The organism is Verminephrobacter eiseniae EF01-2 (genome assembly GCF_000015565.1).
In the GTDB taxonomy this organism is placed as follows: Bacteria; Pseudomonadota; Gammaproteobacteria; order Burkholderiales; family Burkholderiaceae_C; genus Acidovorax; species Acidovorax eiseniae.
This window is the reverse complement of the sequence record NC_008786.1, coordinates 1,855,852-1,873,203: the sequence shown is the minus strand read 5'-3', so window position 1 is coordinate 1,873,203 and position 17,352 is coordinate 1,855,852. Positions and strand designations below refer to the sequence as shown.

The window sequence follows — 17,352 nt, the reverse complement described above, 5'->3', positions numbered from 1 at the left end:
TGGACCAACCTGCACCAGAGACCGCAGGTGTGTCTTTGTTCATGCATTGCGCCTTTGCATTTCGCTGTTTCATTCATCGCAATCGATTCGATTTGCAAGTTTTCGTGACTTCCCGGCGCTTGCCCCGGTGCTTGTCCCGGTGCTTGCGGCCTGGCTGCGATCGGCGCTGCCGGACGGTGGCGCCGCTTCGGCCACGATGACCTCGACGCCAAGTTCAGCGAGTTTCGTTGCCAGCGGCCCTTCGGGTGCGGCGCTGACGACGAGGCAGGCGATCCGCTCCAGGCCGCAGACCGGAAACAGCGCGCAGCGCCCGAGCTTGGAGGCATCGGCGACGACGGTGACGCGCGTGGCGCGGGCGATCATCGCGCGGGCGATTTCTGCTTCCTCCAGCGCGTAGTCCTGCAGGCCGTTCAGGCCGATCGCGCCGACCGTGATCACCGCATGGTGGGCGTTGAACTGCGCCACCTGCGCGACCGCCAAGGGGCCCAGGTTTTCGGACGCTTCGGCACGGTATTCGCCGCCGATCAGAAAGACCCGGTTGCGGCCCGGCCCGCGCGCCAGGCGCTGGGTGATCGAGACCGAGTTGGTGATGATCGTCATGCCGCTGGTGCCGGCCAGTTCTTGCGCGAAGGCCAGCGTGGTGGTGCCGGTGTCGATGAACAAGCTGTCGCCCGCGCCGAACAGCGCTGCGGCCCGACGGCCGACGGCGCGTTTTTCGCGCGCGAACTCGTGGATGCGGGTGCTGAATGCGTCTTCGGTCAGCGCCCCGGCGCCGGTGGCGCCGCCGTGGTACTTGCGCAGGCGCCCGTCGCGCGCCAGCCGCGTCAGGTCGCGCCTGATGGTTTCGCGCGAGGCCCCGAAGCGCTGGGCGAGAAAGTCGACGGACACATGCCTGTGCTCGTCGACGATTTCGAGGATCGCGGCGTGTCTTTCGCTAGGGCGCATGGTGTCGATGGTTGGCGCTGCGCGCGCGGGGCCCTGCCGACGCCACGGCCGCATTCACGGCGGTCCGGGCGCCGGCCCGGACGGCTCGCGCTTCCAGCCCATTGTCTTTGAAACGGCGGCGTCAAAGCGCAGTTGCCAGTCCTGCGCCTGGCCCGGCGTGATGCGCGGCTCGAAGCTGTCGGCCATGTCGTCGGCCTGCGTTGGCAGCAGTTGCCCGGCGCCGCGCGCGGCCAGCGCCGCGCAGCCCAGGGCCGTGCGCTCGTCGAACCGGGACGTGACGATGGTCCGGCCCAGCATGTCGGCGAGAAACTGGCAGAAATAGGGGTTGCGGGCCAGGCCGCCGTCTATCGCCAGGCGGCTCGCCATGCCGACATGGCCGGCCATCGCCCGGATCACCTGCGCAGCGCGCATGGCCACGCCTTCGAGCAGGGCCTGGCACAGGTCCTGCCGGGTGGTGGCGGCGTTCATCCCGAGCCACAGCGCGGCAGCGCTGCGGTCCCAGTGCGGGCAGGCCAGGCCCGACAGGGCCGGCACGAAGACCAGCCCGCGCGCGATGGCCGGCGCCGCGCTGAACGCGGCCAGTTCCGCAAGCTCCTGGAACAGGCCCAGGCGGGCGGCCCATTCGACGGCTGCGCCGGCGTCATAGACCCCGCCGTCGAGCGCGTAGGTGATCTGCCCGCCGATCTGCCAGGCGAGCGTCGGCAGCAGCCCGAGCGCCGGCGCGCGCACGATCTGCGCGCCCGTCAGCGCCAGCGCGAAGGCCCCGGTGCCGAAGGTGATCTTGGCCTCGCCCGCTGCGCGGCAGCCATGCCCGTACAGGGCCGCCTGCTGGTCCACGATGGAGGCGGTCACGGCAGTGCCGCAGTAGCTGCCGAATTCGCCCACCGTGGGCACGATCCGGGGCAGGCATTCCATCGGCACGCCGAACAGCGCGCACAGCGCGGGGTCCCAGGCAGCGCTGGCCAGATTCATCAGCGAGGTGCGCGAGGCCGTGGTGGCATCGGTCACGAACTGCCCTGTCAGCCGCTCCAGCAGGAAGGCGTCCGTGGTGCCGAGCCGCAGGCGCCCGCGCCGGTGCGCCTGCGCGACGGCGGCGTCGTGCCGCAGCAGCCAGCCGAGCTTGGCGGCCGAGAAGTAGCTGTCCAGCGGCAGGCCGGCGCGTTCCAGCGTCAGCGCTTGCGCGCCTTCGGCGCGCAACTGCGCCAACTGTTGCTCCGTGCGGTTGTCCTGCCAGACGATCACCGGCGACAGCGGCGCGCCGCTGCGCGCATCCCAGGCCAGGCAGCTTTCGCCCTGGTTGGCGATGCCGATCGCCTGCACCTGGCCTGCGGCGTGCAGGCAAGCCTGCACATTGGCCCAGATCTCCAGCGGCGCATGCTCGACCCAGCCGGGGTGGGGGTAGTGCTGCCCGTGCCGCAGCGCCAGCAAGACCTGCGCTGCGGCGCCGGCACCGGCCAGCAAGACGCGGGTGCTGGTGGTTCCCTGGTCGATCGCGGCAAATGGTTTCATGGGGTCGGGTCCTGGTGTGCGTGGTGTGCGTGGTGCGCGTCACGGGTCACTGCTGTCCGACAGCGCGATGCGCAGCGTGCTGGCGCCGTCGGGCAGCGCCAATTGCCGCAGCGGCACGAGGATGCGCCGCTGCGGCAGGCTGCGCAGCCGCTGGCGCCAGATCTGCCGGCCCAGCGCGCTGACGGTCAGCAGGCCACGGGTCGCGCGGCCCACGCGCAGTTGCAGTTCGGGCAGCCCATAGGGGCCGAGCGGCAGGCTCAGAAGCTGCGGCATCACGTAGCGTATGCCTTGCGCGCATTCGATCGTCAGCGGCTGCTGCGCGCCGGGCAACCGGCCCCGCAGGTCGGCGGCGACGGCCTGGCCGATGCGCGCGCCTTCGCGAAAGGACCAGCCGGCCGTCTCCAGCGGGCGCAGCAGGTTGCCGGCGGCGAAAAAGCGCGGGTCCGAGCAGCGTCCGAACTGGTCCACCTGCGGCCCGCCGGTGCTGTCGGCCAGCACCAGATGACTGGCACGCACCAGCGCCGCTTCGGGCACGAAGCAGCCGGTGAACAGCACGCCGTCGCAGGCGATGTCCTGCTGGCTGCCATCGGCCCGTTGCAGCAGGACCGATTCGACCCGCTGCCGGCCCCGTATCTCCAGCAACTGCGTGCCGTAGTGCACGGCAATTCCCTGCAGGCGCGGCAGCAGCATGCAAGGCCAATAGGTGCTCGGGCGCGCGGCCGATTCGATCAACGCCACCGGCGCAATGCCCGCCGTGCGGCAGGTCAGCAGCGCCGACAGCGCCACCAGTTCCGTGCCGACGATCACCGGACGCCGGAATGGCACCAGGCCCTGCAAATAGACGAAAGCCTGCAAGGCGCCGGTGTTGATCACGCCCAGCGGGCGGTCGCCCGATACCAGGCGGGCCGAGCGCGGCGTCTCCCGCACGCCCGTGGCCAGGATGACGCGGCGCGCCTGGAGCCGGTCGCGCCCTGCGGGGGAGACGATGTCGAGCACCGCGTCGGGCAGCAGCGCCAGCACGGTGGTGCGCAGATGGAGCTCGACGCCCGCTTGCTGCGCCAGATCGAGCAGCCGCCGGGCGTATGCCGGCCCGGTGCAGACCCGGCCGAACTCGCGCATGCCGAAAGGCGGATGCCCGCAGTGGCGCGGCACGCCGCCGGCGCTGTCTTCGCGCTCCAGCAGCAGCACCCGCCGCAGCCCCTGGCGGCGCAGCGCCACGGCGGCCGCGATGCCTGCCGGGCCGCTGCCGACGACCACTGCGTCGATAGGCTCAGCCATGCCGATCCAGTGTGGCGAGCGCCAGCGGAGCGTGGAAATGCCCGGCGCTCAGTTCGGCCACGCGGGCCGCGCAATGAAAACCCTGGCACCGGCCCATGCAGACCCGGGTGCGGCGCTTGAGGCCGCCCAGGTCCAGGGCCGGCACCGGGCCTGTCAGCGCCGCCTCGATCTCGCGCCGGGTCACCCGCTCGCAATGGCAGACGATGTCGTTGTCCCCGGGCTTTTCCCAGTCCCGCTCGCGGTGCTCGGCCAGGTTCGGCACCGGCGAGCAAAGCACGCGGTCGGGCGGCGCCAGGTCCGGCAGGCAGGGCCTGAGCCGGTCGAACACATGGGCCGCGAGACCGAGCGCCGCTGTCAGTCCGGTCGAGCGAATCCCGCCCACCGCAAAGTAGCCGGCGTCCGCTTGCAGGTGCAGGCGGTATTCCTTTTTTTCGCTGGCCGGGCGCAGGCCGGCGTAGACGGCGGTCACCGGCATGGTGCGCAGCGCCGGCAGCAACTGCCCGGCTTTGTCGATCAGCCGTTGCAGCGCGGCGCGCTCGACCGTGGCGCGGCTGCGGTCTTCCTGCTCCTCGGCCGTCGGCCCGACCAGCAGGTTGCCGAAGACGGTGCGGGTCAGGACGATGCCCTTGCTGTGCTCGCCCGGCACCGGCAGCAAGATGCTGCGCAGCAAGGCCGACGCCGATTTGTCAAACACCACGAACTGCCCCTTGCGCGGTTTGATCTGAAAGCTGGCCTGCCCGAGCAGCATGGCCTCCACCCGGTCGCCCCAGAGTCCGGCGCAATTGACCACACAACGGGCGCGAAAGTGGCCGCGCGCGCTGTGCAGCCGCCACTGCGCGCCGACGCGCCGACCGGCCAGCAACGGCGCATCAAACACCGCCCGGCCGCCGTTTTCCACGGCCTGGCGCAGATAGGCCAGCGGCGCGCTCCAGGGGTCGATCACATGCTCGCCGGGCACGAGCAGGCCGCCGCGCACCGAGGGCGCGATATGCGGCTCGCGCGCCAGCATTTCGGCCCGGTCCAGCCGCTGCACGTCGTGCACGCCGTTGTCGCTGGCCTGCGCATGCAGTTGCGCCAGGCGCTCGAACTCTTGGTCGCTCCATGCCGCCACCAGCGCGCCGGTCTCCAGCACCGGAAGGTTCAGCGCCTGGGCAATCTGCATATATTCGGCGTAGCCGCGCTGCATGCAGGCCAGTTCCAGGCTGCCGCCAGGCGCATCGAAACCCGTGTGCAGGATGGCGCTGTTGGCCTTGCTGGCGCCCGACAGAAGGTCGGCCCCCTTTTCCAGCAGCAGCACGCGGGCGCCGCCGAGCACGAACCGGCGCGCGACGGCGCAACCGACCACGCCGGCCCCGATCACCGCGACATCGAACGCCGGCTCAGACATCGAAGCGCCCGTGCGCCAGCGCGCGCAGCGCATGAAGGCCGCGCTCGCCCAGCAAGATCAGCACGATGATCGAGCCTTTGCACAGGTCCAGGCTCGAAGGCTCGATGCCGAGCACGCGCAGCGCCGCCGTCAGCAGGCTGATCGTGATGGCGCCGCAGACCACGCCGCCGACCCGGCCCCGGCCGCCGAGCAAGCTGGTGCCGCCGATGACGGCAGCAGCGATGGCATCGAGCAGCAGGCTGACGCCGCCGACACCCGGATTGACCACCGGCACCCGGGCGATGATGATCACCGCAGTGAAAAAGACATACACCGAGGACAGCAGGAATACGCCGAATTTTTGCCGCCCCACCGACATGCCCGCCAGTTCGGCGCGCGCCGGGTGCGAGCCGACGGCAAAGGTCTTCAGGCCAAAGCGGGTCTGCCGGGACAGCCACCAGGAGACAACCGCGACGGCGCCGGTAAAGCCGATCGTCGGTTGCAGGCCGGCGCCGGCGCCGGCGCCAAAAGCACGCAATGCGGGGTCGAGTACCAGGATGGTGCCGGTGGTCGCCACGATCAGGGTGGCGCCCTGCACCATCAGCATGCTGGCCAGCGTCGCAATGAACGAGGGGATGCGCAGCCAGGCCACCAGCAGGCCGTTCAGGCAGCCGACCAGCAGGCAGCAGGCCAAGCCGGTGCCCAGCGCCGTCGTCAGCGCCATGCCGGCAGACAGCAGCGTCCCCATCGTGACGGCGCTGAGCGCGACGCAGTGGCCGGCAGACAGGTCGATGTCGCCGGTCAGCAAAATCCAGAACACCGCCATGCCCAGCATCGCGACCGGCGTGGCCTGCTGCAACAAGACCCACAGGTGCTCGCGCGCGACGATACGCGCGTCGGCCATGCCGAAGGCGGCCAGCAGCGCCAGCAGCACCAGCCAGGGGGCCTGATCCAGCGCCAGGTTCAGGAGTTTGCTACGCATGCTCGAATGCCAGGCGGGTGACCTGCTCCTCGGTGGCGCCGCGCGCCAGTTCGCCGGCCACGCGACCGCCGCTGAGCACCACGATGCGGTCGGCCACGCCCAAGACCTCGGGCAACTCGCTGGAGACCATCAGGATGGCCAGGCCCTGCTCTTTCAGATCGGCGATCAACTGGTGCAGCTCGAACTTGGCGCCCACATCGACGCCGTTGGTCGGCTCGTCGAGCAAGAGCAGCCGGGGCGCAGTGGCGAGCCATTTGCCCAGCACGACTTTTTGCTGGTTGCCGCCCGAGAGCTGGCCCGCCAGGCGCTCGGCATCGGGCGGGCGCACATCGAGCCGGGCGATCAGCCGTTCGGCCAGCCGGCCCAGCTTGCCCACCTGGACAAAGCCGGCGCGACTGTTCGCGCTGATCCAGCGCAGGCCCAGGTTGTCCTTGACGGACAGGCTGGCAACCAGGCCCTCCTTGTGCCGGTCTTCCGGCACATAGGCCACGCCCAGGCCGGCTGCATGCGCGGCGCTGCCGCTGCGCAGCGCCGCGCCGCCGATGGTGACGCGGCCCTCGGCAAAGCGCGCAAACCCGGCGATGCAGCGCAGCAGTTCGGTTCTGCCGCTGCCCATCAACCCGGTCAGCGCGACCAGCTCGCCGCTGCGCACCTGCAGGTCTATGCCCCTGAGCAGCGCCCGGTCGGACAGTTGCCTGACCTCCAGCACCGCGTTGCCCGCCTGCGCCGGGCGAAACGGAAACACCTCCTGTATCTGCCGGCCAACCATCATCCGTATCAGCGCGGGCGCGTCGGTGTGCCGCAGGTCGGCCTCGCCCACGACGCGGCCGTCGCGCAAGACCACGGCGCGTTGCGCCAGCCGGTAGATCTCCTGCATCTTGTGCGAGATGTAGAGCACCGCGCAGCCGCGCTGCTGCAACTGGCCGACCAGGCGGTAGAGCTGGTCGCGCTCGTGGTTCGTCAAGGCGCTGGTCGGCTCGTCCATCACGATGAGCCAGGCATCGGCCAGCGTGGCCTTGGCGATCTCGACCATCTGGCATTGCCCTATCGTCAGGCGCGCGACGACTTGCTCCGGGGCCACCGGCAGTTGCAGATCGGCCAGCACTTGCAGCGCGCGCCGGCGCATCGCCGCGCGGTCGAGCGTGAACCCCCAGCGCGTCGGCAATCGTCCAAGGGCCAGCGCCAGGTTTTCCGCCACCGTCAGGTCCGGGATCAGGCTGAAATGCTGGTGGATCACGGCGATGCCCGCAGCGCGGCTGTGCTGCGCGCTGGCCAGTTCGAGCACGCGGCCGTCGAGCAGCAGCGTCCCCTGCTCCGGCTGATGGATGCCCGAGAGCAGTTTGACCAGCGTCGACTTGCCGGCGCCGTTTTCGCCCACCAGCGCCAGCACCTCGCCCGCGCGCAACTGCATCGAGACCTGCGCCAGCGCCTGCACGGCGCCGAAACGCTTGCCGATGGCGCGCAGTTCCAGCCGGCGGGGCCGGGCCGGGCCGGCCACCGGAACCGGCTGCGGCACGCTCCTGTGGCGGCGCACGAAGCCCGGGCCCCGCCGCGCCAGCGCATCCCTTTGGCTCGCCGCCATGGCGGCGATCACGAAAGCGCCGGTCACGAAGTAATTGACCTGCTGCGACACCTGCAAGAACGACAGGCCGGTGTTGACCGCGCCCAGCAGCAGCGCGCCCAGGGCCGTGCCGATGATGGAGCCATGGCCGCCCGAGAGCCGGCTGCCGCCGACGATGGCCGCAGTGATGGCCGCGAACTCCAGCCCGGCGCCCGCCAGCGGCTGGGCCGAGCCGACCCGGCCCGTGGTCAGCAGCGCGCCGATGCCGGCGCTGGCCCCGGCGAGCACATAGGTCATCAGGCGCACGGCGCGCACCGGAATCAGCGAGGCCCGGGCCGCGTCTTCGTTGCCCCCGCTGGCATAGACCCAGCGCCCGAACACCGTGCGCTGCAACAGCACGCACCACAGCCCGGCCAGCAGGATGGCGATCAGGAAACTGACCGGAACGCCGGCCAGCGTCCCCCGGCCGAACCACAGATAGAGCGCGCTATCGACCGCCACCGATCGGGAGCCTGAAGCGCTCAAGGCCATGCCGCGCGCCAGCGCGCTGACCGCCAGCGTCGCCACCAGCGCACTGATGCCCGCGTAGCTGACCAGCACCCCGCCGAGCAGGCCGAACGCGGCCCCCACGGCGATCACCAGCACGATCCCGAGCCAGCCCGGCAGGCCGGCCGATTGCAGCGCCAGCGCAGCGATCACACTGCTGGCGGCCAGCGTGCTGCCGACGGAAATATCGACGCCTTTGCAGATGATGACCGCCGTCATCGCATAGGCCACGCAGGCAATCACCGCCGTCTGCTGCCCGATGTTCAGCAGGTTCGACAGCGACAGGTACTGCGGCGCGGTCGCGCCAAAGCCGGCGAGCACCAGCAGCACGAGGGCGAGCAGCGCAAGCTCGCGCTCCATCCCGCGCACCATCGGGCGCACCGTGGCGCGCCAAGGCCATGCCGTGGTGCCCGCATCGGTGCCCGCGTCGGCCATGGCGGCTGCGCGCGCGCTCTCTACTGGCCGCCCACGGACAGCGCCGAATCGGGCTGCCCGGGCCCCATCTGGGCGCGGTAGTTCAGCGCCTCGACCTTGGCTCTTTCCGGGGTGATGAAGGGCAGTTCCAGCCCCTTGGCCTTGAGCGCGCCGGCAGTCTTGTCGGACATCACGAAGTAGGTGGGCATGAACAGGTCGACGCCGTACTTGGCGCCGCGCACGATGCGCGCGGCCGCAGCGATGTTCCAGTAGCCCACCCGGTAGGCGCCGTTGAGCACGTCGATGACCGTCGAGCCATCGGCCACGCTGGGGAACATTTCCGGATCGCCCTCATAGCTGGCAAAGACCAGTTTGCGGCCGCTGGCATCGGCGATGGCCTTGGCCGCGATGCAGATCGAATCGGCAAAGCAGCCTACGCCCCTGAGCTGGGGGTAAGTCGACAGCCAGGTCTGCATCGCGTTGGCCGAGCGGGAACTGTCCCAGTTGGTCGGTTCGACGCCGACGAGCCGGATGCCGGGGAACTCCTTTTTCATCACGTCGCGAAACGCCTGCTCGCGCGTGTCGGACACATGGTTGCCCTTGCCGCCGATCAGCAGCGCCACCTCGCCCTTGCCGTCGAGCTGCTTGCCCAGCGCACGCGCGACCATGCTCATGTTCGGGTAATCGGGGTAGAGCGTGTTGTAGTTCCAGTGGCCATCGACCTTGTTGCCCATCGCGATGACCGGGATGCCCCGGGCCTTGGCCTTTTGCACGGCGCTGGCAATGGCCGCGCGATCGAGCGGGTCCACCAAGATGATGTCCACGCCCTGGTTGACGAAGTTCTCGATGTTCGAGACCTGCTTTTCCAGGCTGCCCTCCGAGCCTTGCCAGATCGTCTTGACCCCGTAGTCCTTGGCCGCCTCGTCGCCGGCCTGGCGCATGCGCACGAAGAACGAGTTTTGCAGGTCGATGGCCACGATGCCCAGCACCGGGGTCTTGTCTGCGGCAGCGGGCGCGGGCGCCGCGAGCATCGACAGCGTGGCCGCCAGCAGCGCTGACAGCGAGAGTTTGCGGCATCCGTACATGGCTTTCCTGTCAGCAAAGGGGTGGAGGGAGGTGCCCGATGGAGGATCGATGGTGATCGGCGAGTGACCGCGATGAGTGACCGAATGGTATTTTTCCATTGACCGAAAAGTCAATCAGAAAAACAGCAAGCCCCTCCGTGATTACCCTGGGAAAGGCCAAATCTGCGCCGAACGCACACATCTTTCAGCGGTTTTGATGGATCATCCAGAAAATGGCCGTTCGGTCAGAATGACGACGAGGTGACAGCGCATGAATCCCTATGTGCCCGCCGAGTGGCGGCAAGGCGAGCATCTGCAAGCCCTTTATCGCGAGTTCTGCGTCAAGACCACGGGGCAGCACAGCCCGGCCTTGCAGCGCCTGATCAACTGGCTGCGCAGCGACCCCATGCAGGGCAAGCTGGCGCTGCTGTGCACCGTGCCCCACAAGGAGTGGCAGTTGGTCCGGATGAACGGCCGCGGCCTGCCGATGTCGCGCCTGGAGGAGACTTACCACGACATCGACGACGCCGAGCGCGCAATCTTCCGGCACCGCGTCCGGGCCCGGCTCGGCTACGCGCTGCCTGCCGGGTAGCCGGCGCGCGCAGCGCCTGCCGCGTCCCGGTCCCTCCCGTTTCGTGCAGAAAGACCGCCATGCTCCACATCACTGCCTACGTCGATCAAGTCAGCGTCTGCCCGGGCCAGACGGTGCAACTGATGGTCCATTGCGAGTACCCCAGCTACCAGGTGGAGGTCGTCAAGGTGGTGCATGGCGACACCAGTCCGGCCGCGCCGCAACTGAAGATATTGCCGACCGACGGCATCCGGCGCGAACTGCCGGGCCGGCCGCAGCGCATTCTGGCGGGCTCGTTCGGCCTCGTCGAGCGCATGCCGGCATGGTCGCCGGGCCGGTCGCTGACCTTTCAGGCATTCATCTGCCCGACCACGCCCGGCAAGGGTCGGCAGGCGATCATTTCCAGGTTCGATCCGCACACCGGGCACGGCGTGCTGCTGGGCATCGACGCCGCCGGCCGCACGCTGTTCGAGGTCCGCACTGCCGAACAGACGCACAGCGTGGCCAGCCGCCGGCCCCTGCTTGCCGGGCAGTGGTACTTCGTTGCCGGCAGTTGCGACGCCAGCAATGGCCTGCTGTCGGTCTGGCAGATACCGCTGGCGCCGACTCCGACGCTGGCCGACCAGGATGTGCGCCAACGGCCCTGCCCTCGGCCCTTCGCGGGCACGCCGGGGCTGGCGGCGGGCATCCCGCTGAGCCTGGCGGCGACATGGCGCGGACAGGACGCCGGACGCCCCTGCGCCAGCGACCACTTCAACGGCAAGATCGACCGCCCGCGCGCGCTCGATGCCGCCCTCGATCTGGCCGCGCTGCGGGGCCTGCAAAGCGATGCCTGGAGCGATGCGCAAAAAGCCTGCCTGATCGGCGCCTGGGACTTTTCCATCGGCATGCAAACCGATCGTTTCTACGACACCAGCGGGGCCGGCCTCGATGGCCGCTTCGTCAACATGCCGACACGCGCCGTCACCGGCCACAACTTCAGCGGCGAGCAGCATTGCTGGCGCGAGCAGCCGGCGCAGTGGAGCGCCGTTCATTTTCACGACGACGACCTGCACGATGCCGGGTGGCTGGTCGATCTGGCCTATGTCGTGCCGCAAGCGCTCAAAAGCGGCATCTACGCCTTTCGGCTGTGCTCCCATGGGCAAGAGCAGTTCGTGGTCTTCGTCGTCAAGCCGGCGCCGGGCGCCCGGCGCGCCAAGCTGCTCTACCTGTTCCCGCTGGCCACCTACATGGCCTACGCCAACGAGCATTTCGGCACCAACGACGGGCTTGTCGAACTGCATCTGAACCGCGCGCTGGTGCTCCATCCGCACCAGGTTTTCCTCAACGAGCACCGCGAGTACGGCCACTCGCTGTACGACCTGCATTCGGACGGCAGCGGCGTCTATTACTCGTCGCGCCTGCGCCCGATGCTCAATCTGCGTCCGAAGCTGGAATCGAACCACGGCGCGCGGCCCTCGAACCTCTGGCAATTCAACGCCGACACGCATATCACCGACTGGCTCGAACACCTGGGCCTGGACTACGACGTGGTCACCGACGAAGACCTGCACCAGCAAGGCAACGCGCTGCTGGCGCAATACCAGGTGGTGATGACGGCCACCCATCCGGAGTACTACTCGACGGCCATGTGGCAGGCGGTCTTCGACTTCACGCGCAGCGGTGGCCGCCTGATGTACATGGGGGGCAACGGCTTTTACTGGCGCATCGCCTTCAACGACACCGTCGCCGGAATCATCGAGACGCGCCGCGCCGAAGGCGGCAGCCGCGCCTGGGAACCGCCGACGGGCGAGTATTACCACGCCTTCACCGGCGAGTACGGGGGGCTGTGGCGCAGGCAGGGCCAGCGCGCGCCGAACCATCTGGTGGGCGTCGGTTTCGCGGCCCAGGGCTTCGATGAATCCTCGCCGTACCGCCGCTCGCAGGCCTCCCGCAGCGATCCGCGCGTGGCCTTTGCCTTTGCCGGCATCGACGACGAGATTCTGGGCGATTTCGGCCTGATCGGCGGGGGCGCTGCGGGGATGGAGGTCGATCGCCATGATGTCGCCCGGGGTTCGCCGCGCCATGCAGTGGTGCTGGCCAGTTCCGGCCCGCACACCGAGGCCCATGTGCTGGTGGTCGAGGACATGCTGTTCAACTTCATGGGAACCACCGGCAACCTGTGCCCCCTGGTGCGCAGCGACATCGTGTTCTTCGAGAGCGGCCAGGGCGGCGCGGTCTTCAGCGTGGGGTCGATCGCCTATGCGGGCGCGCTGTCGCACAACGGCTATGCCAACAACATCTCCCGACTGACCGAGAACGTCTTGCGCCGCTTTCTCGACGCGCGCCCTTTTCCCGATTGATCCTGATTGATCCTGGCGCACCCTGGCCGCCCTCCGCCCGATCCGCGCCATTTGCAGATCCACACAACATTTGCGTCGCTGACGCACACGGCCGGTGCGTTGCCGTATGGCGCCGAAATTACAATGGCCCATCGTGACCGAACTGACCACTGCCAGTGCATCCCGGGGCGCGGCCACCGGTTCCCGGGGAGTTGCCCCGGCCGTCCCTCGGGGCGGCGCCCCGGCCGATGTCGCCCATCCCCAAACCATCAAGAGCTTCGTGCGCCGCGCAGGCCGCACCACGGCCGCCCAGGCCAGGGCCTTTGAAGACCTGGGGCCGCGTTTCGTCGTGCCTTATGCACCTATTGCACCTATTGCACCTATTGCGCCTGCTGCACCCGCTGCCGGCGCCTGGTTTGGCCGCGACGCCCCGCTGGTGCTGGAAATCGGCTTTGGCATGGGCGAGGCCACGGCCCATATCGCCCGGGTGCGGCCGCAGGACGACTTCCTGTGCTGCGAGGTGCACAGGCCCGGTGTCGGCGCTCTGCTCAAGCGCATCGCAGAGCACGGCCTGACCAACATCCGCATCCTCGAACATGACGCGGTCGAGGTCATCGACCACATGCTGCCCGAGTCCTGTCTGGCTGGCGTGCATATCTTCTTTCCCGACCCCTGGCACAAAAGCCGGCACCACAAGCGCCGCCTGATACAGCCGCCCCTGGTGGCCCGGCTGGCCGCCCGCCTGCAAGCCGGCGGCTACCTGCATTGCGCCACCGACTGGCAGCCCTATGCCGAGCAGATGCTGCAAGTGCTCGGCGCCGAACCTTTGCTGCGCAACACCGCCCCCGGCTTTGCTCCGAAGCCCGGCTACCGGCCGCTGACCAAGTTCGAGAACCGGGGTCTGCGGCTGGGGCATGGCGTGCGCGATCTGGTGTTCGAGCGACGCCATTGACGGCCTGCGGCCTGCCCCGCATGACGACCATGAAGCCCATTCTTCAGAACCTGGTCGAGATGACCGGCCACCGCGACCATCTGCGGCTGGAGTTGTCGGTGCTGTCGACGCTGCAAAAGCTCAACCACGTCATCGAAGTGCGGGCGCTGGAGCTGTTTACCGACGCCGGCGTTGCCCATATGCGCCCGCGCACCTGGGTGGAGGACGGCCAATGGGCGTTTACCGACTCCGAAGCCGCCGCAGACCCCCGGCGCGAAACCCTGGAGCATTACCCGTACCTGCGCGAATGCGTGGCGCACCATGGCGACAGCGCCCTGGCAACGGTGCACAAGGGCCGCTACCGGTTGTGGCTGCCGATGTGGGTGCACGACAAGGTCAGCACCTGCCTGGAGATCACGCAATCGCGCCCCTTTTCGGCACACAAGCTCGATGTCCTCAAGGGCGTGTTTCAGGTCTATCAGAACTACCAGAGCCTGCTCGACTACAGCGAACGCGACGCGCTCACCGGCCTGTTCAACCGCAAGACCTTCGATGAGCAGTTCTCGCGCCACGCGCTGCATGGCCTGGTCAGCCGCCCGGATGCGGCCCCGCCGGTGTTCGCCTGCAACGCGCATGTGCTGCCCGGCGAACCCGTGCAGCAGTGGCTGGCCGTGGTCGACATCGACCACTTCAAGCAGGTCAACGACCGCTTCGGCCATCTGTACGGCGATGAGGTGCTGATCCTGATTGCCAACATCCTGCGCAACTCGTTCCGCAGCCACGACCGCGTGTTCCGCTTCGGCGGCGAGGAGTTCGTGGTGCTGCTGCGCTCGACCACACTGGGCACGGCCCACAAGGTGTTCAACCGTTTCCGCATGGCGGTGCAGGAGTACCCGTTCCCGCAGGTCGGCCAGGTCACCGTGAGCCTGGGCTTTGTCAGCACGGCCCGGGGGGCGCCAGTGGAAATCCTGGGCCAGGCCGACCAGGCCCTGTACTACGCCAAGGAGCATGGCCGCAACCAGGTCTGCTTCTACGACGACCTGGTGGCCGGCGGCCATCTGGCCACCAAGGTGGCCAATGACGATGTCGAGTTGTTCTGACTCCATTGCCGAATCAGCCGTGCACTTCGTCGGCGTCGCTTGCCGTGCATTTGCACTGTCCGCGCTCCGCCTTCGCCTTCGCGAACGATTCGGAAATGGAATGACCTGCGCCGATCAGAGCCGCCCGCTCACCCAGCCCGCCACCGAGGCCAATGCCGCCGGCAGCCCGGCCGCGTCCGTGCCGCCGGCCATTGCCATGTCGGGCTTGCCGCCGCCCTTTCCGCCCACCTGCCGGGCGACGAAGTTCACCAAATCGCCGGCCTGTATCCGGCCCACGCTGTCGGCCGTGACGCCTGCGGCCAACTGCACCTTGTCGCCGTCCACGGCCGCGAGCACGATGGCGGCGGTTTTGAGCTGGTCCTTGAGCTGGTCCATGGTCGCGCGCAGGGTCTTGGCGTCGGCGCCGGGCAGGGTCGCGGCCAGCACCGCCAGGCCCTTGATCTGCACGGCCCGGGCCAGCAGTTCCTGGCCCTGGCTGGCAGCGAGCCGGCTCTTGAGGGCGGCCACTTCCTTTTCCAGCGCGCGCGCGTTGTCCAGCGCCTGGCTGATACGGCCATTGAGTTCGGCCACCGGCGCCCGGAGGGTGTCGGCGGCCTGGTTCACGGTGTCTTCGAGCTGCTGCAACCAGGCCAGCGCATGGCTGCCGGTCACGGCCTCGATGCGGCGCACGCCAGCGGCCACGCCGCCTTCGGCCACCACCTTGAACAGCCCTATGTCGCCGGTGCGCTGCACATGCGTGCCGGCGCACAGTTCGCGGCTGCTGCCGATGTCGAGCACGCGCACGGCGGCGCCGTACTTCTCGTCGAACAGCATCATGGCGCCGCTGCTGCGCGCCGCTTCGATGTCCATCACACGCGCCTGCGTGGGCTGGTTGGCCAGGATTTCTTCGTTCACGCGGCGCTCGATCTCGCGCAGTTCGGCGCTGCTCACGGCGGCGTTGTGCGCGAAGTCGAACCGGGTGCGCTCGGCGTTCACCAGGCTGCCCTTTTGCTGCACATGGCTGCCGAGCACGGCGCGCAGCGCCTGGTGCATGAGGTGCGTCGCCGAGTGGTTGCGCATGGTGGCGGCGCGCAGCGCCGTATTCACCCGGGCCTGCACGGTGTCGCCCACATTCAGCGTGCCGTCTTCGAGCCGGCCATGGTGGCCATGCACATCGGCCTTGATCTTGAGCGTGTCGTCCACGGCAAAGCGCGCCGAGCCGCTGCTGATCAGGCCCTGGTCGCCCACCTGGCCGCCGCTTTCGGCGTAAAACGGGGTGCGGTCGAGCACCAGCACGCCATGCTGGCCCGTCTTCAGCGCCGCGACGCTGGTGCCGGCGGCATAGATGGCCGTTATTTTTGCCGTCCCGGCCAAATCCTCGTAGCCGGTGAAGCGGCTGGCGCCGCCGGTGTATTCCAGCGCCCGCTCCATCTTGAACTTGCCGGCGGCACGGGCCTGGGTCTTTTGCCTTTCCATCGCCAGATGAAAGCCCGCCTCATCGACCGCCACACCGCGCTCGCGGCACATGTCGGCCGACAGGTCGAGCGGGAAGCCGTAGGTGTCGTGCAGCTTGAAGGCCACATCGCCCGGCAGCAGCTTGGCGCCACCGTCCAGCGCTGCGTCCAGTATCTCCATGCCATGGGCCAGGGTTTCGAAAAAGCGCTCCTCCTCGGCCTTGAGGATGTCGGCGATGCGCTGCTGCTGCGCGCGCAGCGACGGATAGGCAGCGCCCATCAGGCGCACCAGGTCGGCCACGAGCCGATGCAAAAAAGGCGCCCTCTGGCCCAACTGGTAGCCATGGCGAATGGCGCGGCGCATGATGCGGCGCTGCACATAGCCGCGGCCCTCGCTGCCGGGGAGCACGCCGTCGCTGACCAAAAAAGCGCTGGCGCGGATATGGTCGGCGATCACGCGCAGGCTTTTGTGGCCCAGGTCCTTCTCGCCCGTCTCGCGCGAGGCGGCCGCGATCAACTGCTCGAACAGGTCGATCTCGTAATTGCTGTGCACCTGCTGCAAGACGGCGGCCAAGCGCTCCAGGCCCATGCCGGTGTCCACGCAGGGCGCGGGCAGCGGCGTGACCGAGCCGTCTGCGGCCATGTTGAACTGCATGAACACGTTGTTCCAGATCTCGATGAAGCGGTCGCCATCTTCATCCGGGCTGCCCGGCGGGCCGCCCGGGATCCCGGGGCCATGGTCGTAGAAGATTTCCGAGCAGGGGCCGCAGGGGCCGGTGTCGGCCATCATCCAGAAGTTGTCCGACTTGTAGCGCCCGCCCTTGTTGTCGCCAATGCGGATCACGCGCTCGGGCGGCAGGCCGATCTCCCGGGTCCAGATGTCGTAGGCCTCGTCGTCGTCTTGGTACACCGTGGCCAGCAGGCGCTCGGCCGGCAGCCGGTAGACCTCGGTGAGCAGTTCCCAGGCCCACTGGAGCGACTCGCGCTTGAAGTAGTCGCCAAAGCTCCAGTTGCCCAGCATTTCAAAAAAGGTGTGGTGGCGCGCGGTATAGCCCACGTTTTCCAGGTCGTTGTGCTTGCCGCCGGCGCGCAGGCAGGCTTGCACCGACACCGCCCGGCTATAGGGGCGTTTGTCGGTGCCCAGGAACACATCCTTGAACTGCACCATGCCCGAGTTGGTGAACATCAGCGTCGGATCGTTGCCAGGCACCAGCGGGCTGGAGGCCACGATGGTGTGGCCCTTGGCGACGAAGAAGTCGAGAAAGCTCTTGCGGATGTCTGCAACCGAAATCGAGGGCATGGTGTTGGTGCTGGGCGATGCAAACCGGCGA

The 17,352-nt window shown here is 68.7% G+C and carries 12 protein-coding genes; 4 read left to right on the top strand and 8 right to left on the bottom strand.

The window, feature by feature from the left end; translation table 11 throughout:
- Nucleotides 1-69 precede the first annotated feature (69 nt).
- The 7 genes from VEIS_RS08200 to VEIS_RS08170 are packed head-to-tail and all read right to left on the bottom strand — an operon-like array spanning nt 70 to nt 9,686.
- Complete coding sequence (locus VEIS_RS08200) at nt 70-945, bottom strand: DeoR/GlpR family DNA-binding transcription regulator (protein ID WP_083758589.1); 876 nt, start codon at nt 943-945, stop codon at nt 70-72.
- A gap of 54 nt (nt 946-999) precedes the next feature.
- On the bottom strand, nt 1,000-2,454 hold the full coding sequence (locus tag VEIS_RS08195; protein ID WP_011809442.1) for a glycerol kinase: 1,455 nt from the start codon (nt 2,452-2,454) through the stop codon (nt 1,000-1,002).
- 39 nt (nt 2,455-2,493) lie between these two features.
- Nucleotides 2,494-3,732, bottom strand: a complete 1,239-nt coding sequence (locus VEIS_RS08190; RefSeq protein WP_011809441.1) for an NAD(P)/FAD-dependent oxidoreductase — start codon at nt 3,730-3,732, stop codon at nt 2,494-2,496.
- Nucleotides 3,725-5,119 carry an NAD(P)/FAD-dependent oxidoreductase gene (locus VEIS_RS08185; RefSeq protein ID WP_011809440.1) on the bottom strand — a complete coding sequence of 465 codons (1,395 nt, stop codon included), beginning with the start codon at nt 5,117-5,119 and terminating at the stop codon, nt 3,725-3,727. The genes VEIS_RS08190 and VEIS_RS08185 overlap by 8 nt, the downstream gene beginning before the upstream one ends.
- Nucleotides 5,112-6,080 carry an ABC transporter permease gene (locus VEIS_RS08180; protein ID WP_011809439.1) on the bottom strand — a complete coding sequence of 323 codons (969 nt, stop codon included), beginning with the start codon at nt 6,078-6,080 and terminating at the stop codon, nt 5,112-5,114. Before VEIS_RS08180 ends, VEIS_RS08185 begins: the two co-directional genes overlap by 8 nt.
- The gene (locus VEIS_RS24705; RefSeq protein WP_011809438.1) at nt 6,073-8,622 is read right to left on the bottom strand and encodes an ATP-binding cassette domain-containing protein; all 2,550 of its coding nucleotides are present in this window, start codon (nt 8,620-8,622) and stop codon (nt 6,073-6,075) included. The genes VEIS_RS08180 and VEIS_RS24705 overlap by 8 nt, the downstream gene beginning before the upstream one ends.
- 20 nt (nt 8,623-8,642) lie before the next feature.
- Entirely contained in the window at nt 8,643-9,686 is a 1,044-nt protein-coding gene (locus tag VEIS_RS08170) for a sugar ABC transporter substrate-binding protein (RefSeq protein ID WP_011809437.1), read from the bottom strand.
- A gap of 250 nt (nt 9,687-9,936) precedes the next feature.
- Between VEIS_RS08170 and VEIS_RS08165 the strand changes: the two genes are divergently transcribed.
- From VEIS_RS08165 to VEIS_RS08150, 4 genes are all read left to right on the top strand, one after another.
- Nucleotides 9,937-10,257: a hypothetical protein gene (locus VEIS_RS08165; protein WP_011809436.1), complete on the top strand. Its 321-nt coding sequence runs from the start codon at nt 9,937-9,939 to the stop codon at nt 10,255-10,257.
- Nucleotides 10,258-10,316: 59 nt separating this feature from the next.
- Entirely contained in the window at nt 10,317-12,578 is a 2,262-nt protein-coding gene (locus VEIS_RS08160; protein ID WP_011809435.1) for a N,N-dimethylformamidase beta subunit family domain-containing protein, read from the top strand.
- A 106-nt stretch (nt 12,579-12,684) separates the two neighbouring features.
- Nucleotides 12,685-13,509, top strand: coding sequence for a tRNA (guanosine(46)-N7)-methyltransferase TrmB (trmB, locus tag VEIS_RS08155; RefSeq protein ID WP_011809434.1), 825 nt, complete (start codon nt 12,685-12,687; stop codon nt 13,507-13,509).
- Between the two features lie 29 nt (nt 13,510-13,538).
- Nucleotides 13,539-14,588: a GGDEF domain-containing protein gene (locus VEIS_RS08150; protein ID WP_041950658.1), complete on the top strand. Its 1,050-nt coding sequence runs from the start codon at nt 13,539-13,541 to the stop codon at nt 14,586-14,588.
- A 114-nt stretch (nt 14,589-14,702) separates the two neighbouring features.
- Here VEIS_RS08150 and alaS read toward each other — a convergent pair whose 3' ends face one another.
- The gene (alaS, locus tag VEIS_RS08145) at nt 14,703-17,321 is read right to left on the bottom strand and encodes an alanine--tRNA ligase (protein ID WP_011809432.1); all 2,619 of its coding nucleotides are present in this window, start codon (nt 17,319-17,321) and stop codon (nt 14,703-14,705) included.
- Between the last annotated feature and the right edge of the window lie 31 nt (nt 17,322-17,352).

Excerpts from the sequence above, each read along its gene's own strand:
- alaS (WP_011809432.1), bottom strand. The coding sequence starts at position 17,321 with ATGCCCTCGATTTCGGTTGCAGACATCCGCAAGAGCTTTCTCGACTTC.
- VEIS_RS08160 (WP_011809435.1), top strand. The coding sequence starts at position 10,317 with ATGCTCCACATCACTGCCTACGTCGATCAAGTCAGCGTCTGCCCGGGC.
- VEIS_RS08150 (WP_041950658.1), top strand. The coding sequence starts at position 13,539 with ATGAAGCCCATTCTTCAGAACCTGGTCGAGATGACCGGCCACCGCGAC.
- VEIS_RS08190 (WP_011809441.1), bottom strand. The coding sequence starts at position 3,732 with ATGGCTGAGCCTATCGACGCAGTGGTCGTCGGCAGCGGCCCGGCAGGC.
- trmB (WP_011809434.1), top strand. The coding sequence starts at position 12,685 with ATGGCGCCGAAATTACAATGGCCCATCGTGACCGAACTGACCACTGCC.
- VEIS_RS24705 (WP_011809438.1), bottom strand. The coding sequence starts at position 8,622 with ATGGCCGACGCGGGCACCGATGCGGGCACCACGGCATGGCCTTGGCGC.
- VEIS_RS08180 (WP_011809439.1), bottom strand. The coding sequence starts at position 6,080 with ATGCGTAGCAAACTCCTGAACCTGGCGCTGGATCAGGCCCCCTGGCTG.
- VEIS_RS08195 (WP_011809442.1), bottom strand. The coding sequence starts at position 2,454 with ATGAAACCATTTGCCGCGATCGACCAGGGAACCACCAGCACCCGCGTC.
- VEIS_RS08185 (WP_011809440.1), bottom strand. The coding sequence starts at position 5,119 with ATGTCTGAGCCGGCGTTCGATGTCGCGGTGATCGGGGCCGGCGTGGTC.
- VEIS_RS08165 (WP_011809436.1), top strand. The coding sequence starts at position 9,937 with ATGAATCCCTATGTGCCCGCCGAGTGGCGGCAAGGCGAGCATCTGCAA.
- VEIS_RS08200 (WP_083758589.1), bottom strand. The coding sequence starts at position 945 with ATGCGCCCTAGCGAAAGACACGCCGCGATCCTCGAAATCGTCGACGAG.
- VEIS_RS08170 (WP_011809437.1), bottom strand. The coding sequence starts at position 9,686 with ATGTACGGATGCCGCAAACTCTCGCTGTCAGCGCTGCTGGCGGCCACG.